This window comes from Streptomyces sp. NPDC086989, assembly GCF_044745505.1.
Lineage (GTDB): Bacteria > Actinomycetota > Actinomycetes > Streptomycetales > Streptomycetaceae > Streptomyces.
In genome coordinates this window covers 236,170-257,260 of record NZ_JBIVAL010000001.1, presented here as the reverse complement: position 1 = coordinate 257,260, position 21,091 = coordinate 236,170, and the positions used below count along the sequence as shown (strand labels likewise).

The following is a 21,091-nucleotide window of genomic DNA, read 5'->3' as shown; positions in this document are numbered from 1 at the left end:
GGGTCACCGCCCCGTCCCACTTCGGGTGACCGCCGGGACCGCCGGGTCCGCCGGAACCGCCGGGACCGCCCGGAGCGCCCCGGACCGCCGGGTCAGTCCTCGACGACCAGGGCCGGGGTGGACTTCGTCAGGATCCCGCCGCGAAAGAAGGCCGGGCTGCGGCGTTCGGTGACCAGCATGATCACCAGGCCAAGGGCGAGCAGGCCGACGCCGATGACGAAGACGCCGCCGACGCCGAGGACGGTGGACCCGGAGCCGTACGACGGGTTCCACATGTCGACGAGGGTCTTGAGGAAGACGCCGGCGAGGAGGAGCCCGCCGAGCACCGGGAAGACGCCCTTGAAGAACAGGTCGCGGGCGGAGCGGCGGAGGTCGCCGCGGAAGTACCAGGCGCAGGCGAAGGCCGTCAGCGAGTAGTAGAAGCAGATCATCAGGCCGAGCGCGAAGATCGTGTCGGTCAGGACGTTCTCGCTGACCAGGGTCATCACGGTGTAGAAGGCGGCGGTCGCGGCGCCCGCCATGACGGTGGCCCGGCCGGGGGTCTTGAAGCGGGGGTGGACCTTGGCGTAGGAGGCCGGGAGGGCTTCGTACGTGGACATGGCCAGGACGGTGCGGGCGACCGGGATGAACGTGGTCTGGAGCGAGGCGGTCGCCGAGGCGAGGACGGCGACGAAGAGCAGGATGCCGAGCACCGGGCCCATGACCGGACCGGCGAGGGCGGCGAAGACGTTGCCGGAGGTCTCCGGGTTGCCGAGGCCGAGGCCGGTGGTGCCGGAGCCGACGGCCATCTGGGCGGCGACGCCGGTGGCCAGGTACGAGCCGACCAGGACGACCATCGCGATGAGGGAGGCGCGGCCGGGGGTCTTGGCGGAGCCGATCGTCTCCTCGTTGGCCGTCAGACAGGTGTCCCAGCCCCAGTACATGAAGATGGAGAGGGAGAGCCCGGCGGTGAAGGCGCCCATGGACTCGACCGCGAAGGGGTTCATCCACTGCCAGGAGAAGTCCACGCCGGTGCCGAAGCCGCCGGCCGAGGCCTTCTGGAGGGCCATCGCGACGAAGAGCGCGAGGACCGCGAGCTGGAGGCCGACCAGGGTGTACTGGACGCCCTTGGTGGCGGTCATGCCGCGGTAGCTGACGGCGGTCGCGGCGGCGATGAGGGTGAGGCAGGTGGCGATGTGGACGAGTTTGCCGTCGTCCAGGGCGGCGATCGACGGGTTGCCGGTGATCTCGCCGGCCAGCAGCCAGAAGTAGGAGGTCGCGACGCCCGCCAGGTTGGACAGCACGATGATCGTGGCGATCACCAGGCCCCAGCCGCACATCCAGCCGATCCGCGGGCCGAACGCCTTCACCGTCCAGGTGAAGGAGGTGCCGCAGTCGGGGACGGCCTTGTTGAGCTCGCGGTACGCGAAGGCGACGAGCAGCATGGGCAGGAACCCGGCCAGGAAGACCGCGGGCATCTGGACGCCGACCTCGCCCGCGGTGGAGCCGAGGGTCGAGGTCAGGCAGTAGACGGGGGCGACGGTGGAGATGCCGATGACGGCGCTTCCCACCAGGCCCACGGAGCCTTTGCCCAGCCCCTTGCCGCGCACCCCCGCGTCGTCGGCGGCCTCGCCGGCCCCGCCGCCGGCGACGCCGTTCATCGTGTCCGCGACCCGGGGCCGCTCGTCCAGCTGTGTCATGGGTCAGGACGTTAGAGGCTGCGTTTTCCATATCCGGAGGCCTTGACTCCGAGCGGCTACCGACGGGAACACCTTCGAATCGACACCCCACTCCCTTCACCAGCATGTAATGAAAGGTTCACACACCAGTCCGCCCCCTGTGCGCCAGGGGGCGGACACCGCGTTCCGGAATGCGGAAACCGCAGCCGTATCCCTTTTGTACGCGTTTGAACTTTCCCGTGTGACCTGGGTCTCAGCGCGTCGCGCTCGGCACCTCAGGTCGTCTGCACTCAGGCCGCTGCACCTCAGGCCGTCCAGACGATCGACTGCATCTCGCTGTACGCGTGCAGTGCGTACGTGCCCACGTCCCGCCCGACTCCCGAGCGCTTGAAGCCGCCGAACGGCGCCTCCATGTTCCGGCCGATCGTGTTCACGCCGACCCCGCCCGCCCGCAGCCGGCGCGCCACCCGGAACGCGCGGGCCGAGTCCCCGGACCACACGTAGCTCAGGAGGCCGAAATCGCTGTCGTTGGCCAGCCGGACCGCCTCGTCCTCGTCCCCGTCGAACGGCACGACCACCACCACCGGGCCGAAGATCTCCTCCCGGACCACCCTCATGTCGTTCGTGCAGTCCACCAGCAGCGTCGGCGCCACGTAGAAGCCGCGGCCCTCCCCGACCACCGGACGCTCGCCGCCGTACGCGATCCGCGCACCCTCCTTGCGGCCGAGCTCGACGTACGACTCCACCCGGTCCCGGTGCGCCGCGGAGATCACCGGGCCGACCACGGTGCCCGCCGCCGCCGGGTCGCCGACCTTCATGAAGGCCAGGTAGCCGGTCAGCTTCTCGACCAGCCGCTCGTAGACCGCCCGGTGGACGATCACCCGCGTCGGTGCCGTGCAGATCTGCCCGCTGTAGAAGGAGAAGGTGGTGCCGATCCCCGTCACCGCCGCGTCCAGGTCGGCGTCCTCGAAGACGATCGCCGCGCCCTTGCCGCCGAGCTCCATCAGCTGCCGCTTCATCGAGCGGCCGCAGACCTCCGCGATGCGCTGCCCGACACCCGTGGAGCCGGTGAACGACACCATGTCCACGTACGGGGAGTCCACCGCGGCCTCGCCGACCTCGACCGAGGCGCCGCAGACCACGTTGACCACACCAGCCGGGGCGCCCGCCTCGTGCAGGGCCTCGGCCATCTTGAACACCGACAGCGGGTCCTGCGGCGCCGGCTTGACCACCACCGTGTTGCCCATGGCCAGGGCCGGGGCCACCTTGCCCGCCGGGTTCGCCCACGGGTTGTTGTACGAGGTGATGCAGGTGACCACACCGACGGGCTGGCGCACCTCCAACGCCCCCAGGACGCTCGCCCTGCCCATCGGGCCGGCCTCGGTGACCTGCGGTGGCAGCCCGCGCTCGACCGGTTCGAGGGCTCCCTTCGCGTACCGCCGGAAGCGGGCGACCCCCACCCCGACCTGCATGCCGCGCGCGATCGCGGTCGGCGCGCCCGTCTCCGCCCGGGCGAGGGCCGACCACGGCTCGTACTCGCGCTGCATGATGTCCGCGGCCCGGTCCAGGACCGCCGCCCGCTCCTCCGGGGCCGTACGGGACCAGCCCTCGAAGGCCTCCGCCGCCGCCCGCGCCGCCTCCTCGACCTGACCGCGCGAGGCCTCGGGCGCGAGCCCGACCACCGTCTCGTCCGCCGGGTTGACCACGTCGTAGTGACCGCCGGCCGGCTCCACCCACTCGCCTGCGATGTACAGCTTCTGCTGCGGGGTGCCGCTCATCGCGTGCTCACCGTCCTCGTGTCGCGGCCCGAGCGGAGCACGGTCCCGGGGACCGCCCCCGTGATCCGGTCGTCCCGTATGGTCTCGACGCCGTTGACGCGTACGGACACGATGCCGATCGCGCGGGCGTCCAGCCTCGGGCTGTCGCCCGGCAGATCGTGGACGAGGGTGGCCGGGCCGGCCTCGATCCGCTCCGGGTCGAAGAGGACCAGGTCCGCGTGGAACCCCTCGGCGATCCGGCCGCGCTCGCGCAGCCCGAACAGCTGCGCCGGATCGTCCGTGAGCATCTTCACCGCCCGTTCCAGCGGCACCAGCTTGCGGCCGCGCAGGCAGTCCCCGAGGAAACGGGTCGTGTACGGGGCCCCGCACATCCGGTCCAGGTGCGCGCCGGCGTCGGAGCCGCCGAGCATGACGTCCTCGTGCTGCCACGTCTCGGCGCGCAGCGCCCAGCTCGCCGGGTCGTTGTCGGTGGGCATGGGCCAGAGCACCGTGCACAGCCCGTCGTTGGCGCAGATCTCGACCAGGCACCGGAAGGGGTCCTGGCCGCGCTCGGCGGCGATGTCGTTCACGACCCGTCCGGACAGGCCCTCGTTCTCCTCGCTGTACGTGTCCCCGATGACGTAGCGGCCGAAGTTCGCCAGGCGCCGGAAGACACCGGCCTCCTTGCTGTCGGCGCGGCGCAGCATCTCGGCCCGTACCTCGGGGTCGCGCAGCTTCTCGATCCGTTCGGGCACGGGCAGTCCGAGGACCTCGCCCCAGCCGGGGATCAGGTTCAGGGCGCAGAACGTGCCGAGGGACATGTTCATGGGGGTGAGGATCGGCATGGTGAGCGCGACGATGCGGCCGCCGGCCTTGCGGGCGCGTTCGCTCGGTACGAGCTGGCGCGGGACCCGTTCGGGAACGGCGGCGTCGATGGTGAGGACGTTCCAGTTCAGGGGGCGTCCGGCGGCGGCGCTCATCTCGACGAAGAGGTCGATCTCCTCGTCGGCGAACTGGTCGAGGCAGCCCGCGACGATCGCTTCGAGCTGGGTGCCCTCGTGTTCGGAGACGGCCTTCGACAGCGCGATCAGCTCGGCCGGTTTGGCGTGCCGGGAGGCCACGGGGGCGCCGTCCCCGTCGGAGTGGGTGGCGGACTGGGTGGTGGACAGGCCCCAGGCGCCTGCGTCCATGGCGTCGTGGAAGAGGCCGAGCATCTGCTGCATCTGCTCGGGGGTGGGCTGTCCGCCGACGGCGTCCGCGCCCATGACGTACCGGCGCAGGGCGCAGTGGCCGACCATGAAGCCGGCGTTGACGGCGATCCGGCCCTCCAGGGCGTCGAGGTACTCGCCGAAGGTGGACCAGGTCCAGTCGACGCCCTCCTCCAGGGCCTTGAGGGCCATGCCCTCGACCTTGCTCATCATGCGGCGCGTGTAGTCGGCGTCCTCGGGGCGGTCGGGGTGCAGCGGGGCCAGGGTGAACCCGCAGTTGCCTCCGGCGACGGTGGTGACGCCGTGGTTCATGGAGGGGGTCGCGTACGGGTCCCAGAACAGCTGGGCGTCGTAGTGCGTGTGGGGGTCGACGAAGCCGGGGGTCAGGACCAGACCGGTGGCGTCCTCGCTGGTGCGAGCCTCCTCCGTGAGGGTGCCGATGGCGACGATGCGGCCGTCGCGGATGCCGACGTCCGCGACGCGTGCGGGGGCGCCGGTGCCGTCGACGACGGTCGCGCCCTTGATGACGTGGTCGAGCATGACGTCCCTTCTCTCGGGGCTCCGCCCCGGACCTCCGTGCCTCGAGCGCCGGCGGGGCTGGTTTTGGCTGCGGCCGGTGTTCACGCTGCGCGCCGCGTCCCGGGGCTCCGCCCCGGACCCGCGCCTCAAACGCCGGCGAGGCTGGCTCTGGCCCCGACGGGGCATTTCCAGCCCCGCCGGCGTTTGAGGCGCGGGGGTTCGGGGGCCGAGCCCCCGACGGCGGCGCCGCAGCCGATGGACGGAGCCTCCGTGCCCCGGCCGGTGGCCGCCCGGTCGGGGCACGGCAGGGGCGGCGGTCCGGGAAGACGCCGTCCCCGTACGGGGGCCCGCAGGGCTGCTACGCGGCCTGGCGGAAGCGCGTCGTGCGGTGGACCGGGTCCGTGTCGATCTTGGGGATGACGTGCTCGCCGATGAGCTTGACGGTGATCATCGTGTCCTCGTACGAGACGCCAGTCGGCAGGCCGAAGGACAGCTGGTCGGCGCCCGCCTGCTCCCACCGCTTGCACTGCGCGAGCACCTCGGACGGGTCCCCGCAGATCAGCAGCTCCTCGGCGATCAGCAGCTCGATGATCTCCGCGTTGTACTCGGGCAGCGTCTCGGGCCACTGCGGGATCGCCTCGGGTCGCGGGAAGGTGTCGTGGTAGCGGAAGACCAGTGACTGGAAGCGGTTCATGTTCGCGTTGACCGCGATCTCCACCGCCTTGTCGTGCGTCTCGGCGCATATCGCGGTGGAGGTGACCATCACGTTGTCGTTGACGAACGCGCCGATGGCCTTGGCCTCCTGGATGGCCGTCTTGTACTGCTCCAGCACCCACTCCATGTCGGAGACCTTCTGGACGCTGAACCCGAGGACGCCGAGGCCCTTCTTCGCGGCCATCGCGTACGAGGAGGGGGAGCCGGCGGCGTACCACATGGCCGGGTGGGCCTTGCCGTACGGCTTGGGGAAGATCTTCCGCGGGGGCAGCGACCAGTGCTTGCCCTGGAACCCCTCGTATTCCTCCTGGAGGAACATCTTGGGGAACTCGGCGATGGTCTCCTCCCAGATCTCCTTGGTGTGGTTCATGTCCGTGATGCCGGGCAGGAACCCGAGGATCTCGTGGCTGCCCGCGCCGCGGCCGGTGCCGAACTCGAAGCGCCCCTTGGAGAGGTGGTCCAGCATGGCGACCTTCTCGGCCACCTTGACCGGGTGGTTCACCGGGGCCAGCGGGTTGAAGATGCCGGAGCCGAGGTGGATGCGCTCGGTGGCGTGGGCGAGGTAGGCGAGGAACACCTCGTTCGCCGACAGGTGCGAGTACTCCTCCAGGAAGTGGTGCTCGGAGGCCCAGGCGTACTTGAAGCCGGACTTGTCGGCCTGGATGACGTACTCGGTCTCCTCGATCAGCGCCTTGTGCTCCGCCTCGGGGTCGACCTTGGACCGCGCCTCAGGCACGTATCCCTGCACGAAGAGCCCGAATTCCAAGGGGGTTCACCGTCCTTTGATTTCTGACGCGTCGTCAGATTTGATGGATCGACTGTTCCACCGCGGAAGCGGCAGCGTCAATACCTGACGCCTCATCAGATACGCTTCGGAGGACACCTAGAGGATGCTGACGCCCGCCATCCAGCCGCCGTCGATGACGAACGGCTGCCCGGTGATGTACGAGGAGTCCTCGCTGCTCAGGAACAGGGCCAGCCTGGCGACCTCGTCGGGCCGGCCCACCCGCCCCATCGGCACGACCCGCCGGTAGAGCTCCGCCATCGCCTCCCGCGCCTCGTCGCTCGTGTTCTCCGGGTCCAGCAGCCCGGGATTGGCCATCGGGGTGTCCACGGCGCCCGGGCACATCGCGTTGACCCGTATCCCCTTGGCGGCCAGCTCCAGCGCCGCCACCCGCGTCAGGCCGACGATCGCCGCCTTGGTGGCCGCGTACGAGCCGACGTACGCCATCCCCGTCAGGCCCGTGTACGAAGACGTGTTGACGATCGTGCCGCCGCCGGCCGCCTCGATCTCGGGGGCGACCGTCTTGATGCCGAGGAACGCGCCGACCTGGTTGACCTGGACCAGCTGCTGGAACTCCTCCAGCGGCGTCGAGACCAGCTCGTTGAAGCGCAGGATGCCCGCGTTGTTGACCAGCCCGTCGATCCGGCCGAACGCCTCCTTGGCCGCCGCGACGGCCGCCGCCCAGTCCTCCTCCCGGCTCACGTCCATCCGTACGTACCGGGCGCGGTCCTCGCCCAGCTCCTTGGCCACGGCGGCGCCCTGCTCGTCCAGCACGTCACCGAGGAGCACCTTGGCGCCCTCGGCGGCGAACAGCCGGGCCTCCTGCTCGCCCTGGCCGCGCGCCGCGCCCGTGATGACGACGACGCGCCCGTCCAGCTTGCCCATGCGGTGCCCCCTGAAGGCCTAGTCGTTGAGGAGGGGGCCGACCTCGGCCCCGAAAGCGGTGATCTGGTCGGTCAGTTCGGCCCGGTCACGGCTGCGGAAGCGGACCTGGATCTGGTCCACGCCGAGCGCGCGGTACTCGCGGAGGGACGCGGCGAGCGCCTCCGCCTTGCCCGTGAGGGTGCGCCGGCCGGTGTCCCAGCCGGGCTCGCCGACGTACAGCGCCTCGGTGATCGCACCGAACTCGACGGGGTCGGCGATCCCGGCCTTCGCGCGCAGTTCCCTGATCCGGGCGATCTGCGCCGGGAGCCGGTCCCGCGGGTCGCCCTGCGGGAGCCAGCCGTCGCCGCGGAGCGCGGCCCGGCGGACGGCGGCCGGCGAGGAGCCGCCGACCCAGACGGGGACGCGGGACTGGACGGGGCGCGGCAACTGCCCGAGGTCCTTGAAGGCGAACCGCTCGCCCTCGAACTCGGGGTACTCCTCGGGCCCGAGGGCGGCGCGCAGCGCGTCCAGGGTCTCGTCGAGGACGGCCCCGCGCCCGGCGAAGTCGGCGCCGAGGACGTCGAACTCCTCCTGCACGTGGCCCGCACCGACGCCGAGGATGAGCCGGCCACCCGAGAGGTGGTCGACGGTGGCGTACTGCTTGGCGCTGAGCAGGGGGTGGCGCAGGCCCAGGATCGCGACGTGGCTCAGCAGCCGGACGCGCTCGGTGATCCCGGCGAGGAAGGCGAGGGTGGCCACGGGGTCGTACCAGACGGTGCTCATGGCTCCGGCCAGTCGGCGCGGGATGGCCACGTGGTCGCAGGTGGCGAGGTACCCGAAGCCGGCCCGGTCGGCGGCCCGCGCCACTTCTGCGAGGTCGAGGGCGGTCGCCGAGGCCTCCCAGGGCTCGGCGTAGATGGTGCTCTGCGACTGGACCGGGAGCTGCATCCCGTAGACCAGCCGGCCTTCCGCAAACACGCGCGCCATGGCGCCTCCGCTTCGTCGTCCGCCCCGTGCCGCCGCCTCCGGCGTTGCCGTCGGCGCCGGGGCCATCGTCGTAGCTGACGGTCCGTCAGGCAATAGGGACGACGTCGCTCACGGCCGGGCGGACCGCCCCGCGGACCCGGCCGCCGCGGCGCCGCACACCGCTGCGCCCGGCCCGCCCGCCCGGTACCCTCCCCCTCTGGTACGAGCGGGGGAGATGCCGTGGATCTGTTCCTCACCCTGGTCAGCGGGGTTGCCTGGACCGTCGTGTACGTGGAGGCGATCCGGGTCGGGCTGCGGGACCGGACGTACGCGATGCCGGTCGCCGCGCTCGCCCTGAACTTCGCGTGGGAGGCGACCTACGCCGTGAGCGAGTTCACGGGCGGGGTCAGCGCTCAGGGCGTCGTCAACGTCGTGTGGGCGGCCGCCGACATCGCGATCATCTGGACGTATCTGCGGTTCGGGCGCGCCGAGCTGCCCGGCTTCGTCACCCGCCCGCTGTTCGCGGCGTGGAGCGTCCTCGTGTTCGGCAGCGGCTTCGCCGTGCAGTGGCTGTTCCTCGCGCACTTCGGAACGCACGACGCCACCCGGTACGCCGCGTTCCTGCAGAACCTGCTGATGTCCGGCCTGTTCGTCGCCCTGTACGCCGGCCGGCGCGGGCCGCGCGGGCAGTCCCTCGTGATCGCCGTCGCCAAGTGGCTGGGGACGCTCGCCCCGACCCTGCTGTTCGGGGTCGTCGAGGGCTCTGCCTTCGTCCTCGGGCTGGGCGTCATGTGCAGCCTCTTCGACCTGGCGTACATCGGACTGCTCCTGCGCGATCCGGCGTCCGGCCCGCACCCGGCCCGGGACCGGGAGGTCAGAAGCCGGCCGGGCCCATCACGATGACCGGCTTCGCCGCCGGGTCCAGGGTGCCCAGGAGCTTCTTCATGGCCTCCTTCGGGATGCCGATGCAGCCCTGTGAGGGTCCGTCGTGGTCGACGTGGAGCCAGATGCCGCCGCCCTTGTCCTCACCCTCCGGTTTGACGAGGTCCAGCGGGGAGAACCCCGTCCGGCGGTTGTAGTCGATCGCGACGACGTACTCGAAGGCGCCCGCGAGGGACTCCCCGTTCACGCCCCGGCCGGTGGGGACGAAGAGCCGGTTGTGGTCGTACGGGAGCTTCGTGCCCGGGGGCTTCTCCAGCAGACCGCCGGCGTCGGAGAGGGTGAACACGCCCACGGGGGTGGTGAGGTCCCCGTCCTCGCGTTCGGCGGCGTTCCAGCCGCTGGCACCGTTGTGCGCGGGCCACCTCTCGCTGCTCCGGACCCAGTCCGCGCCGGCCGACGGCCGGGTGTAGAGGGCCGCCGTGGACTCCGAGGAGTCCGTCCCCTTTCCGGTGACGAGGAGGAGCTGGCGGGCGGTGGCCGGGATCTTCGCCCGGGTCTCGTCGCTGACGTCGGGGAGCCCCCGGTCGGCGTCGGGGGACGCAGCGGCGGTCCCGGGGGCGCCCGGAACCGCGGGGGCCCCGGGCGCCCCCGGGGCGCCGCGCGTCCCGCGGGTGGCTCGGGCGGAATCGGCGGGGGCGGCGTCGGCGGTACCGGCCGGGCGTGGGGCGCCGGCCCCGTCCCCGGGGCGGTCCCCGGTCCTGGCCTGGACCGTGGCGCCGGAATCACCGTCCTGGACGGTGTAGGCCCAGCCGGCTCCGAGGGCCAGCAGGCCCACGGCGGCTGCGACGGCGACGGCGCCGCGTCGGGGCAACCGGAGGCTGCGGAAGGTGTGGGGAATGCGGGAGCCGGCTCGGGGGTGCTTGCTCATGCCTCCGACGGTACACACGCGGTCATCAGGATTCCTGAGACGACGCCGTCCGGTGCGGCGCGGGTCTCCCCGGAAGGCGCACCCGGACCGTCAGCCCGGCGCCCGGGTCCCCGATCGGCCCGCACCACCGGCTTCGCGCCGTGCGCCCGCGCGATCGGGGCGACGATCGACAGTCCCGGCCCGGCGCCCTCCCCCGCGGTGTGCCGACGCCCGGCGCGCCGCCGGAACGGCTCCAGCAGCCGCGGCACGTCGGCGGGGTCGATGACCGGGCCCGGGTGGGACACCGTCAGCACCCCGTCGGCGGAGGGGGCCACGGCGATCCGGCCGCCGGGCCGGTCGTGCCGTACGGCATTGACCAGCAGGTTCCGCACCCGGTGCCCGAGCAGGGCACGGTCCCCCGGCACGGCCGCCGGGACCAGGCGCCGCACGATGACCGGTCCCGGGCCCGGTCCCGGCATCGGTCCTGCTCTCCCGGCCGGGCCCGGCCACCGCGTCCGCGCCGGTCGCCGCCTCCGCCGGTTCCGTCTGTAGCCACTTCCCTCTGCGCCGGTGGGTGCGACGAAGGGCCAGGTGCGCAATCCCGTTCGTCACGGAGTCCCTGCTCCTGCCGGGGCTCGGCGGCCTGGGGGGCATCACGCTCGGCGCGGCGGCCACGGCGGTCTACGCCCCGCGGGCGACCTCCCCCGGGTGGTCCCCCTGTGGGCGGTGACCGGCGGCTTCGCATCAACCCTGGCCACAGGCACCCCGGCAGGCCTCTACCAGCGGTCCGCGCAGCCCGCCTCTCCCCCGCCCCGGCCCTCCGGGCGGCGTGAGGGACGGAGGGCACCGGGCGCAACGAGCGGCCGGCGCTCCACCGCCGGGCCTCGGACCGTCGGCGCCATCGCTCCCGCGGGCCGGGCGTCGTACGCTGAGTTGATGAGAACTCCCAGGCAGGCAGCCCGCATTGTGATTCTCTCGCCCAGCGGGTCGGTGTTCCTCTTCCGTGAGAACAACATCGAGGTCGGCATCCACTGGCTGCCGCCCGGCGGCGGGATCGATCCCGGGGAGACTCCCGAGGAGTGCGTGCGGCGGGAGTTGCGGGAGGAGACCGGGTGGACCGATCTCGAACCGCAGCGGTTGCTGTGCACCTGGGAGCACGACTTCACCCACCAGGGGATCCCCGTCCGCCAGCACGAGCACATCTACGTGACCACCGGCCCGCGGCGCGACCCCGTGCCCGAGTCGCCCGACGCGCACTGGCGGTGGCTCTCGCAGCAGGCGCTGGCCACGCTCGGGGAGCCCCTGTGGCCGCCGCGGCTCGCGGACCTGCTGGCCGACGCGCCGGCCGGGCCGGTCCACCTCGGACTGGTGGTCTGACCCGCCCCGTGCGCCCCGCCTCCGGGGAGTGCCGACCAGGCCCCGCCGGCCGGAGGGCCTTTGACGACACGACTAGCGGGCGGCGGTGGTCGCCTTCGCGTACAGCGCCGCCGCGTAGTCGCCCAGGATGGTGCTGGTCGAGACGTCGTCCGTGTCGCCGCCCGTCAGGATGCCGATGATCTTCCCGTCGCGGGCGAGCCAGGCGCTGCCGCTCGTGCCGCCCGGGAAGTCCGCGCAGTCGAAGCGCTGTTCCGTCGGGGTCTCGCGGATCGCCGACGCCGTGCACGTCCGGGGCACCTTGCGGTCCGCCGGGTAGCCGGTGACGGTGATCTCCTCGCCGGAGCGGCTCGTGGTGTCCAGGGTCGCGGCGCCCGTGACGTCCTCGATGTTGCGGCCGGAGGCGTCCGGGGCGAGCCGGGCGAAGGCGAGGTCGTAGTCGTCGTCGGAGTCCTCGGACCAGCGGGGGTCCTCGTAGACCTCCTGGATCGTCCATGCGCCGTACGGGGCGCCGCCGTTGGCGTACGCGGGTGCGAAGACGGCTCCGCCGCCGTCGTGCTTCCCGGCGAGCAGGCAGTGGCCAGCGGTGACGATCAGGTTCTTGCCCGGGCTGTGCACGACGGTGGCGGTGCAGAAGTGATCACCCTGCACACCGCCCTCGAAGAGGGCGCCGGTGAAGGCGGCGGGGCTACCCGGCCGGGGGGTGCCCGAGGTGTTCAGCTGCGGCTCCTTCCCCGCTTGCGATCGCGAAGACGGGCTCGATGACGGCTTCGCCGGAGCCGCCGCCTTCACCTGCGGGGCCGAACGGCCCTCCGCAGCCGGCACCACCTTCGTCATGGCAGCGGACGCGCCCAGCGCCGCCACCGCGCACAACACCCCGGTCACCACGGTCCGCTTGTCCACCGCCACCACCCCTCCCACTTTGCTACGGCGAAGCATGCCTTGTCGTCCGCCCTCGCCGCAAGGGGACCACTATGCCCCCGGCCACAGCCCTTCCGGGGTCAGACCGAGCAGGTCGATGGCGTTGCCGCGGACGATGCGCTCGACGACGTCGGGTGTGAGGTGCCCCATCTGGGCCTCACCGACCTCGCGGGACTTGGGCCAGGTCGAGTCCGAGTGCGGGTAGTCCGTCTCGTAGAGGACGTTGGCGACTCCGATGGAGTCGAGGTTCTTCAGTCCGAAGGGGTCGTCGAAGAAGCAGCCGAAGACGTGTTCCGCGAAGAGTTCCGACGGCGGGCGCAGCACTTTGTCCGCGACGCCGCCCCAGGCGCGGTTCTCCTCCCAGACCACGTCGGCGCGTTCCAGGATGTACGGGATCCAGCCGATCTGACCCTCCGCGTACATGATCCTGAGGTTGGGGAAGCGTTCGAACTTGCCGCTCATCAGCCAGTCGACCATCGAGAAGCAGCAGTTGGCGAACGTGATGGTGGAGCCGACCGCGGGCGGGGCGTCCGCCGAGGTGGACGGCATCCGCGAGGACGAGCCGATGTGCATGGCGATGACCGTGCCGGTCTCGTTGCACGCCTCCAGGAAGGGGTCCCACTCATCGGTGTGGACGGAGGGGAGTCCGAGGTGGGGCGGTATCTCGGAGAAGGCGACGGCGCGGACGCCGCGTGCCGCGTTGCGGCGGACCTCGGCGGCGGCCAGGCGGGCGTCCCAGAGCGGGATGAGGGTGAGGGGGATCAGCCGGCCGCCGGCGTCGGGGCCGCACCACTCCTCCACCATCCAGTCGTTGTAGGCGCGGACGCCGAGCAGCCCGAGCTCGCGGTCCTTGGCCTCGGTGAAGGTCTGGCCGCAGAAGCGGGGGAAGGTGGGGAAGCAGAGGGCGGACTGGACGTGGTTGGCGTCCATGTCCGCGAGGCGGTCGGGAACCGAGAACGACCCCGGGCGCATCTGCTCGTACGTGATCACCTCCAGCCTGATCTCGTCGCGGTCGTAGCCGACGGCGGTGTCGAGCCGGGTGAGGGGGCGGTGCAGGTCTTCGTAGACCCACCAGTCCCCGATCGGCCCGTCGTCGCCCTTGGCACCCATCACGGGGGCGAACTTGCCACCGAGGAAGGTCATTTCCTTCAGGGGGGCGCGGACGATCCGGGGGCCGGAGTCCCGGTATCTGGACGGGAGCCGGTCCCGCCAGACGTGGGGAGGCTCAACCGTGTGGTCGTCCACCGAGATGATCTTCGGGAAGGTCTCCATGCGGACTACGGTAGCGTCGATCTGACGAACCGTCAGCTAGTTGGCGGGTGATCGGTCCGACACGGGCTGACGGGTAAGCGCAAGACAGGGCAGACTGGCCCTTACACCGACGGAAGGCAGGGGGGACGACAGATGGACGGCATACCGGCCATCCCGCACCAGCGGAACCACCCCGAGGCAGCCCGGCGCCACTCCGCTGCCGCGCCGGACGCCACGACCGAGGCCCGGCCCGCCAACTCGCCCGACCCCGCGGCCGGTACGCACGGCTCCGACCCCGCCGTCACGCCCGAGCCCGCGGCCGGCCTGGCGTCCGGCCTCGCGCCCGGCGCAGGGACCGCGGCCGGCGCAGGGACCGCGGCCGACGCCGGTACGGAGGCCGACGCCGGTACGGAGGCCGGCGCAGGGACCACGGCCGACGCAGGGACCACGGCCGGTGCCAAGACGGAGGCCGGCGCCGGGACCGCCGCGCCGGCTGCCGATCCCACCGGGGCCCTGCCCGGGGTGCCCTCGCCCGCGCGGGCCGTCGGGGCGGCCGGCGCCGAGGCCGACGGGTGCGCCGACGGGACGCGGTTCGCCGTGCTCGGGCCGATCCGGGCCTGGCGCGGCGGCGAGACGCTGCCCTCCGGGACCCCGCAGCAGCGCGCCCTGCTCGCCGCGCTCCTGCTGCGCGGCGGCCGGACCGCCACCGCGCCCGAGCTGATCGACGCCATCTGGGGCGAGGACCCGCCGCAGCAGGCCCTGGCCACGATCCGTACGTATGCCTCCCGCCTGCGCAAGGTCCTCCCGCCCGGCATGCTCGTCAGCGAGTCCGGCGGCTACGCCATCCACACCCCCGCCGGAGCCCTCGACCTCGCGGTCGCGCGCAGCATCGCCGCCGACGCCGACCAGGCGCGCAGCGCCGGCGACCGCAGCCTCGCCCGCACGCTGCTCGGCCGCGCCCTGGACCTGTGGGACGGCGAACCGCTCGCCGGTGTGCCCGGCCCGCACGCCGAGACCGAGCGGACCCGGCTCGCGGAATGGCGGCTGCAGCTGCTGGAGACCCGTCTCGACCTCGACCTGGAGGTCGGCCAGCACGCCGAGGCCGTCTCCGAGCTGACCGCGCTGACCGCCGCCCACCCGCTGCGCGAGCGGCTGCGCGAGCTGCTGATGCTCGCCCTGTACCGCAGCGGCCGGCAGGCCGAGGCGCTCGCCGTGTACGCGGACACCCGCCGGCTCCTCGCCGACGAACTCGGCGTCGACCCCCGCCCCGAGCTGTCCGCACTGCAACAGCGCATCCTGCGCGCGGACGCCGAACTCGCCTGCGCCGAAGACCCGGCCCCGGCCGCCGCGCCCGCACTCGTGAGGCCTGCCCAATTGCCCGCCACCGTGGCCGACTTCACCGGCCGTACCACCTTCGTCAACGAGCTCGGCGAGATCCTGGCCGGTGTCGGCGGCCAGGTGATGGCCGTCTCCGCGCTCGCCGGCATCGGCGGTGTCGGCAAGACCACCCTCGCCGTGCACGTCGCGCACGCCGCCCGCCCGCACTTCCCCGACGGCCAGCTGTACGTCGACCTCCAGGGCACCGAGCCGCGGCCCGCCGAGCCCGTCGCCGTCCTCGGCTCGTTCCTGCGCGCCCTCGGCACCCCCGACACGGCCATTCCGGACAGTGCCGCCGAGCGGGCCGCGCTGTACCGCTCCACGCTCGACGGCCGCCGCGTCCTGGTCCTGCTCGACAACGCCCGCGACGCCGCCCAGGTCCGCCCCCTCCTGCCGGGCACCGCGGGCTGCGCCGCCCTCGTCACGAGCCGGGTCCGCATGGCGGGCCTCGCCGGGGCCCATCTCGTCGACCTGGACGTGATGAGTCCCGAGGAGGCCCTCCAGCTCTTCACCCGGATCGTGGGTGCGGAGCGGGTCGGTGCCGAACGCCAGGCCGCCCTCGACGTGGTCGGCGCCTGCGGCTTCCTGCCGCTCGCCATCCGCATCGCGGCCTCCCGGCTCGCCGCCCGCCGCACCTGGACGGTGTCCGTCCTCGCCGCGAAGCTCGCCGACGAACGCCGCCGCCTCGACGAGCTCCAGGCCGGCGACCTCGCCGTCAAGGCCACCTTCGAGCTCGGCTACGGGCAGCTGGAGCCCGCCCAGCAGCGCGCGTTCCGCCTCCTCGGCCTCGCCGACGGGCCCGACATCTCGCTCGCCGCCGCAGCCGCCGTACTCGACCGGGCCGAGCACGACACCGAGGACCTCCTCGAAGCCTTAGTGGACTGCTCCCTCCTCGAATCGGCCGCTCCCGGCCGCTACCGCTTCCACGACCTCGTACGCCTGTACGCGCGCGCCTGCGCCGAACGCGACGAGCAGCCGCCGAGCGGGCGGGACGCCGCCCTGGACCGGCTGCTGGACTTCTACCTGGCCACCGCCTCCGCGGTGTACGCGGTGGAGCGGCCCGGCGACCGGCTGCCCGCGCACCTGTCCGCCACGCACTACCCCGGGCTGCGCTTCGCCGAGCCGCGGGCGGCCCTCGACTGGCTGTACGCCGAGGCCGACCCGCTGCTGGCCTGCGTCCGGCAGGCCTCCGTACGCCCGACCGGGCACGGTGACGTGCTGCGCCGGGCCGTGGACCTGCTCTGGGCGGCGAAGGACCTCGCCGAGTCGGGCGCGAACTCCAAGCAGTACGAGTCCGCCGCCGTGGCCCTGCGCGACGCCGCGCACGCGGCGAAGGACCCGCACGCCGAGGGCCGGGCCCGGACCACCCTCACCAACGTGCACCTGGTCGCGGGCCGCTTCGCCGAGGCCGACGACGAGGCCCGCCAGGCGATGGACCTCGCCCGCGAGGCCGGCGACCCGCTGCCCAGCTGCTGGGCGCCCAACGACCGCGGGATCATCGCCCTCTACCAGGCCCGGTGGGCCGACGGCGAGCGGTACCTGCTGGAGGCCATCGAGAACTTCCGGGCCGACGGCAACCACATCGGCGAGGCGAGCGCCCTGTGCAACCTGTCCCGGATCCACGTCGGCCTGGGACGGCTGACGAGCGCCATCGAGCTCGCCGAGCAGGGCATCGCCATATACGACCGGATGGGCCTGACCCTGCGCCTGGCCAACGGCCGCTACGCGCTCGGCATCGCGCTCACCCAGGCCGGCCGCCTCGGTGAGGCGCAGACGCAGCTCACCGAGGCGCTGTCGCTGTTCCACGACAACCGGCAGCCGCTGTGGGAGGGCGTGACGCACTTCCGGCTGGCCGAGGCCCATCTGGCGGCGCACCGGCCCACGCTGGCGGCCGCCCACGCCGAACAGGCCATCGCGCTGCGCGGGATCGGCGGGGAGTGGCGCCGGGCGACGGTGCTGACGGTGCTGGGGAAGGCGCTGCGCAGGCTGGGGCAGCGGGACCGGGCGCGGGTGTGCTGGCGGGATGCCGAGGTCGTCTTCAAGCAGCTGAAATCGGCGGAACTGGCCGAGGTGCAGGCCCTGCTGGCTGCCGAGATTGCGGCCTAGACCGCCGGACAGTGGCCTGAGCTGCACCGATCGCGGGGTGAACGCGGCATTCATCGTTCGTTTATCGCCGTCGGCCACGATGGGTACATCGACTCACCGCGTCGGGGGGCGCGGGAGTCGGCTGGAGGACCACCCGTTCGGCGGTCCGCGGGGGAATCGCCGAACGGGCCCGACCCACCATCAGGAGAACCGATGACGACGAACGAGAACATCCTGCCGAACGACGGCGACATCAGGCCGCTCGACAATCACGCGTCGGGTATCGAGATCAAGCCGCTCGACGGCACGCTTGCACCGGGCGTCGACATCACGCCGATGGACAACCACGCCTCCGGCATCGAGATCAAGCCGCTCGACAAGCCGCAGGACAACCACGCTTCGGACGAGGAGATCGTGACGCTGGACAACCACGCGTCCGGTCCGCGTCCGTAAGACGTCCCACGGGGGAAACGGGGGACGGTTCCACGGGGGGGTCCCACGGGGGATGACGGGGGCCGGGACCAACCGGGGGGACCACGGGGGATACGGGGGAACCCAACGGGGGTCACGGGGGACCCGCGGGGGACTACGGGGGAACACGGGGGAACACGGGGGAACACGGGGGAACACGGGGGGACGCGGGGGAACACGGGGGGACGCGGGGGAGCACGACGCACCACCTGCACGACGCACCACAGGGACGGCGGCCGCGGTGGCCCGGAGGGGGAGCCACCGCGGCCGCCGTCGCATGCCCGCGTCCGGGCGCGGGCGCACCCTAGGCTGGGTCCGTGTTCACCTCACAGGGACCGACCGTCCGCGAGCTCGCCGTCCAGGCCCTCTCGTCCGTCGAACGCGGGTACGACCTGCTCTCGCCCAAGTTCGACCAGACCCCGTTCCGCACCCCCGACCGGATGCTCGACGCCGTCGAGGAGGCGCTGGCCGGTCACGAGGGCTCCTTCGGCGCCGGGCTCGACGTGTGCTGCGGGACCGGCGCGGGGCTCGGGATGCTGCTGCGGCTGTGCCGGGACCGGGTGACGGGGGTGGACCTGAGCGCGGGCATGCTGGCCGAGGCCGCGCGGGCGCATCCCGACGAGCGGGTCGACCTCGTACGGGCCGACGCGCGGGCGCTGCCGTCCGGGCTGGCGGGCTCGTACGACCTGGCCGTCAGCTTCGGGGCCTTCGGGCATTTCCTGCCGGCCGAGCGGCCCGCCCTGTTCTCCGGGGTCCACGCGGCCCTGCGCCCGGGCGGGGTGTTCGCGTTCCCGATCGGGGCGCCGATCCCGCCGGCCTCGCCCGTGTGGTGGGCGGTGGCGGGCTTCGACGCGGCGATGCGGGTGCGGAACGCGGTGTGGCGGCCGCCGTTCGTGATGTACTACCGGACCTTCCCGCTGGGCGGGGTCCGCGCCGACCTGCTGGCGGCCGGGTTCACGGTGGAGACCCTGCCGCTGGAGCCCTTCGGCCGCCGCCCGGACGGCACCCCCCGCTGGCGCCTCCTCCTGGCCCGGAAACCGGCTGGATCGCCGGTAGGGAAGCACGCGGCCGAGTAGGCTGGCCCGGCACCCTCTGGAGGACACCATGGCAGCGGAGCTCCCCGAATGGATGTTCCCGCCCCGCCCGAGCGGCTGGGAAGCGGACGACCTCGACCACCTGCCCGAGGCACCCCGGCACACCGAGCTCATCGACGGAGCGCTGATCTTCATGATGTCCCCGCAGCGGTCCTGGCACTCACGGCTCGTGGAGAACCTGACCTTCGTCCTGCGGCAGTCCGCCCCCGAGGGCATGGAGGTCGAGCGGGAGATGACCGTCCGCCTCGACAAGCGGAGCCGCCCCGAACCGGACATCCTGGCCGCGACGGCCGTCTACGACCCCGACCGCACCTGCTACCTCCCCGAGGAGGTCGCCCTGGTGATCGAGGTGGTGTCCGAGGAGTCGGCCGACCGCGACCGGTCCATCAAGCCCTTCAAGTACGCCCAGGCCGGGATCCTCCACTTCTGGCGGGTCGAGGACGAGGAGGGCGAGCCCGTCGTGCACGTCTACGAGCTGGACACGGTCACCCGGACCTACGTCCCGACCGGCATCCATCGCGACCGGCTCAAGGTGGCGGTCCCGTTCCGAGCGGACGTCGACCTGAGTACGCTCACGCCCTGAGCGGGCGGGTGCGGAGTTCGCGTTTGAGGACCTTGCCGCTGGCGTTGCGCGGGAGTTCGCGGACGAACTCGACCGTGCGCGGGACCTTGTAGTTGGCCATCTCACGGCGGGACCAGGCGATCAGGTCGTCTGCGGTGAGGGTGGAGCCGGGGCGGCGCACCGCGTACGCCTTGCCGACCTCGCCGAGGCGGGGGTCGGGGACACCGACGACGGCGACGTCCGCGATGTCCGGGTGCAGGCCGAGGAGCTGTTCGATCTCGGCGGGGTAGGCGTTGAACCCGCCGACGATGAACATGTCCTTGATCCGGTCGGTGATCCGCAGGTTGCCTTCGGCGTCGAGGACTCCGACGTCGCCGGTGCGCAGCCAGCCTTCGGGGGTGATGGCCGCGGCGGTTTCGGCCGGGTCCTCGAAGTAGCCCTGCATGACGTGGTGGCCGTGGACCCACACCTCTCCCGCGGTGCCGACGGGCCGGTCGTGGCCGTGCCGGTCGACGATCTTGACGCGGGTTCCGGGTATCGCCCGTCCGGAGGTCGAGGCGATGACCTCGGCCGCGTCACCGCGGCGGCACATGGTCACGATGCCGCTGGCCTCGGAGAGCCCGTACGCGGTGAGGACGGTGGAGATGTGCAGTTCGCCGCGGAGCCGTTCGACGAGCTGGAGCGGGACGACGGCGGCGCCGGTGACGACCAGGCGCAGGGCGGTCAGGTCGTGGTGGTCGCGCTGGGGGTGGTCGAGGAGGGACTGGTGGAGGGTGGGCGGGCCGGGGAGTACGGAGATCCGCTCGGCGGCGATGTTGGCGAGGACGGTGTCGACGTCGAAGACGGGCTGGGGGACCATCGTGGCGCCGCGCATCAGGCAGGCGATGATGCCGGCCTTGTAGCCGAAGGTGTGGAAGAAGGGGTTCACGATCAGGTAGCGGTCGCCCTCGCGCAGGCCGGCGAGTTCGCTCCAGACGTCGTAGCAGCGCAGGGACTGGGCGTGGGTGATGACGGCGCCCTTGGGGCTGCCGGTGGTGCCCGAGGTGAAGATGATGTCGGAGGGGGCGTCGGGGCGGATCGACTCGGCGCGCTCGCGGACGGCCTCGGCACCGATCCCGTCCCCGCCGGCCAGGAACTCCTTCCAGGTGCTGAAGGACTCGGGGGCGTCGTCGGCGAGGACGACGACCTGCTCGAGGTGCGGCAGCCCGGGCAGCGGCCCGCGGCCCTCCCCTTCGGCCGCGGCGCGGCGCAGGGAGGCCACGTACGAGGTGCCGAGGAAGGTTCCGGTGACGAAGAGGAGCCTGGCCCGGCTCCGCCGCAGGACGTATGCGGCCTCGGAGCCCTTGAAACGGGTGTTGAGGGGGACGAGGACGGCGCCCGCCGAGACGGCGCCGAGCGCGGAGACGATCCATTCCAGGGTGTTGGGGGCCCAGACGGCCACCCGGTCCCCCGGTTCGATCCCGGCGGCGAGGGCGGCGGCCGCGGCGCGTTCGACGCGCTCGCCGAGCTGCGCATAGGTGATGCGGACGCGCCCGTCGACGACGGCCTCGCGGTCGGCGTGGCGGCCGGCCGCCGCGCGCACCAGTCCCGCGATGCTGCCCCAGCGCAGGTCCCCCCGCGCGTCTTCGCTCATGGCTCTGCCCTCCCAGTAGCTGACTATCCGTCAGATTAGCTGTAGCCTTCGCGGCTGTCAGTAC

16 protein-coding genes and 2 pseudogenes are annotated in these 21,091 nt (G+C 72.7%); 7 read left to right on the top strand and 11 right to left on the bottom strand.

Annotated features, from left to right (window positions below):
- Window positions 1-92 precede the first annotated feature (92 nt).
- From ACIPK4_RS01255 to ACIPK4_RS01230, 6 genes and pseudogenes are all read right to left on the bottom strand, one after another.
- The gene (locus ACIPK4_RS01255) at window positions 93-1,679 is read right to left on the bottom strand and encodes an APC family permease (RefSeq protein ID WP_402308302.1); all 1,587 of its coding nucleotides are present in this window, start codon (window positions 1,677-1,679) and stop codon (window positions 93-95) included.
- 284 nt (window positions 1,680-1,963) lie between these two features.
- Window positions 1,964-3,436 (bottom strand): aldehyde dehydrogenase family protein, encoded by a 1,473-nt coding sequence (locus ACIPK4_RS01250; RefSeq protein ID WP_402308299.1) that lies wholly within the window; start codon window positions 3,434-3,436, stop codon window positions 1,964-1,966.
- Window positions 3,433-5,175: pseudogene (locus ACIPK4_RS01245) on the bottom strand (amidohydrolase family protein); the annotation flags it as partial. The pseudogene ACIPK4_RS01245 and the gene ACIPK4_RS01250, both read right to left, overlap by 4 nt.
- Before the next feature lie 325 nt (window positions 5,176-5,500).
- On the bottom strand, window positions 5,501-6,622 hold the full coding sequence (locus tag ACIPK4_RS01240; RefSeq protein ID WP_402308296.1) for an LLM class flavin-dependent oxidoreductase: 1,122 nt from the start codon (window positions 6,620-6,622) through the stop codon (window positions 5,501-5,503).
- A 117-nt stretch (window positions 6,623-6,739) separates the two neighbouring features.
- The gene (locus ACIPK4_RS01235) at window positions 6,740-7,525 is read right to left on the bottom strand and encodes an SDR family NAD(P)-dependent oxidoreductase (protein ID WP_402308293.1); all 786 of its coding nucleotides are present in this window, start codon (window positions 7,523-7,525) and stop codon (window positions 6,740-6,742) included.
- A gap of 18 nt (window positions 7,526-7,543) precedes the next feature.
- Window positions 7,544-8,491 (bottom strand): LLM class F420-dependent oxidoreductase, encoded by a 948-nt coding sequence (locus tag ACIPK4_RS01230; RefSeq protein WP_402308290.1) that lies wholly within the window; start codon window positions 8,489-8,491, stop codon window positions 7,544-7,546.
- A gap of 219 nt (window positions 8,492-8,710) precedes the next feature.
- Here ACIPK4_RS01230 and ACIPK4_RS01225 point away from each other — a divergent pair, with 219 nt between their 5' ends.
- The gene (locus tag ACIPK4_RS01225) at window positions 8,711-9,373 is read left to right on the top strand and encodes a hypothetical protein (protein WP_402308287.1); all 663 of its coding nucleotides are present in this window, start codon (window positions 8,711-8,713) and stop codon (window positions 9,371-9,373) included.
- On the opposite strand, the gene ACIPK4_RS01220 is transcribed toward ACIPK4_RS01225, so the two are convergent.
- The gene (locus tag ACIPK4_RS01220; protein WP_402308285.1) at window positions 9,345-10,280 is read right to left on the bottom strand and encodes a L,D-transpeptidase family protein; all 936 of its coding nucleotides are present in this window, start codon (window positions 10,278-10,280) and stop codon (window positions 9,345-9,347) included. The genes ACIPK4_RS01225 and ACIPK4_RS01220 overlap by 29 nt on opposite strands.
- Window positions 10,277-10,738, bottom strand: a complete 462-nt coding sequence (locus tag ACIPK4_RS01215; protein WP_402308282.1) for a sensor histidine kinase — start codon at window positions 10,736-10,738, stop codon at window positions 10,277-10,279. The genes ACIPK4_RS01220 and ACIPK4_RS01215 overlap by 4 nt, the downstream gene beginning before the upstream one ends.
- A gap of 91 nt (window positions 10,739-10,829) precedes the next feature.
- Between ACIPK4_RS01215 and ACIPK4_RS01210 the strand changes: the two are divergent.
- A pseudogene (locus ACIPK4_RS01210) lies at window positions 10,830-11,092 on the top strand (FtsX-like permease family protein); the annotation flags it as partial.
- A gap of 103 nt (window positions 11,093-11,195) precedes the next feature.
- Window positions 11,196-11,636 (top strand): NUDIX domain-containing protein, encoded by a 441-nt coding sequence (locus ACIPK4_RS01205; protein ID WP_054225977.1) that lies wholly within the window; start codon window positions 11,196-11,198, stop codon window positions 11,634-11,636.
- Between the two features lie 72 nt (window positions 11,637-11,708).
- On the opposite strand, the gene ACIPK4_RS01200 is transcribed toward ACIPK4_RS01205, so the two are convergent.
- Together ACIPK4_RS01200 and ACIPK4_RS01195 are read right to left on the bottom strand one after the other, a co-directional pair.
- Entirely contained in the window at window positions 11,709-12,536 is an 828-nt protein-coding gene (locus ACIPK4_RS01200; protein ID WP_402308280.1) for a trypsin-like serine peptidase, read from the bottom strand.
- Window positions 12,537-12,605: 69 nt separating this feature from the next.
- A complete protein-coding gene (locus tag ACIPK4_RS01195; protein ID WP_402308278.1) occupies window positions 12,606-13,826 on the bottom strand; it encodes an amidohydrolase family protein in 1,221 nt (406 codons plus the stop codon).
- Between the two features lie 132 nt (window positions 13,827-13,958).
- Here ACIPK4_RS01195 and ACIPK4_RS01190 point away from each other — a divergent pair, with 132 nt between their 5' ends.
- The 4 genes from ACIPK4_RS01190 (at window position 13,959) to ACIPK4_RS01175 (ending at window position 19,415) form a co-directional block, all read left to right on the top strand.
- Window positions 13,959-17,288, top strand: a complete 3,330-nt coding sequence (locus ACIPK4_RS01190) for a BTAD domain-containing putative transcriptional regulator (RefSeq protein ID WP_402308275.1) — start codon at window positions 13,959-13,961, stop codon at window positions 17,286-17,288.
- 192 nt (window positions 17,289-17,480) lie between these two features.
- Window positions 17,481-17,720 carry a hypothetical protein gene (locus ACIPK4_RS01185; protein ID WP_054222436.1) on the top strand — a complete coding sequence of 80 codons (240 nt, stop codon included), beginning with the start codon at window positions 17,481-17,483 and terminating at the stop codon, window positions 17,718-17,720.
- A 335-nt stretch (window positions 17,721-18,055) separates the two neighbouring features.
- Complete coding sequence (locus ACIPK4_RS01180; protein WP_402308273.1) at window positions 18,056-18,814, top strand: class I SAM-dependent methyltransferase; 759 nt, start codon at window positions 18,056-18,058, stop codon at window positions 18,812-18,814.
- A 28-nt stretch (window positions 18,815-18,842) separates the two neighbouring features.
- Window positions 18,843-19,415, top strand: a complete 573-nt coding sequence (locus ACIPK4_RS01175; protein WP_402308270.1) for a Uma2 family endonuclease — start codon at window positions 18,843-18,845, stop codon at window positions 19,413-19,415.
- Here the strand turns inward: ACIPK4_RS01175 and ACIPK4_RS01170 are convergent.
- Window positions 19,405-21,027, bottom strand: a complete 1,623-nt coding sequence (locus tag ACIPK4_RS01170) for a FadD3 family acyl-CoA ligase (protein ID WP_402308267.1) — start codon at window positions 21,025-21,027, stop codon at window positions 19,405-19,407. The genes ACIPK4_RS01175 and ACIPK4_RS01170 overlap by 11 nt on opposite strands.
- Window positions 21,028-21,091: the final 64 nt, after the last annotated feature.

Coding starts and splice junctions, on each gene's coding strand:
- ACIPK4_RS01255 (WP_402308302.1), bottom strand. CDS start 1,679: ATGACACAGCTGGACGAGCGGCCCCGGGTCGCGGACACGATGAACGGC.
- ACIPK4_RS01250 (WP_402308299.1), bottom strand. CDS start 3,436: ATGAGCGGCACCCCGCAGCAGAAGCTGTACATCGCAGGCGAGTGGGTG.
- ACIPK4_RS01235 (WP_402308293.1), bottom strand. CDS start 7,525: ATGGGCAAGCTGGACGGGCGCGTCGTCGTCATCACGGGCGCGGCGCGC.
- ACIPK4_RS01230 (WP_402308290.1), bottom strand. CDS start 8,491: ATGGCGCGCGTGTTTGCGGAAGGCCGGCTGGTCTACGGGATGCAGCTC.
- ACIPK4_RS01220 (WP_402308285.1), bottom strand. CDS start 10,280: ATGAGCAAGCACCCCCGAGCCGGCTCCCGCATTCCCCACACCTTCCGC.
- ACIPK4_RS01215 (WP_402308282.1), bottom strand. CDS start 10,738: ATGCCGGGACCGGGCCCGGGACCGGTCATCGTGCGGCGCCTGGTCCCG.
- ACIPK4_RS01205 (WP_054225977.1), top strand. CDS start 11,196: ATGAGAACTCCCAGGCAGGCAGCCCGCATTGTGATTCTCTCGCCCAGC.
- ACIPK4_RS01195 (WP_402308278.1), bottom strand. CDS start 13,826: ATGGAGACCTTCCCGAAGATCATCTCGGTGGACGACCACACGGTTGAG.
- ACIPK4_RS01190 (WP_402308275.1), top strand. CDS start 13,959: ATGGACGGCATACCGGCCATCCCGCACCAGCGGAACCACCCCGAGGCA.
- ACIPK4_RS01185 (WP_054222436.1), top strand. CDS start 17,481: ATGACGACGAACGAGAACATCCTGCCGAACGACGGCGACATCAGGCCG.
- ACIPK4_RS01175 (WP_402308270.1), top strand. CDS start 18,843: ATGGCAGCGGAGCTCCCCGAATGGATGTTCCCGCCCCGCCCGAGCGGC.
- ACIPK4_RS01170 (WP_402308267.1), bottom strand. CDS start 21,027: ATGAGCGAAGACGCGCGGGGGGACCTGCGCTGGGGCAGCATCGCGGGA.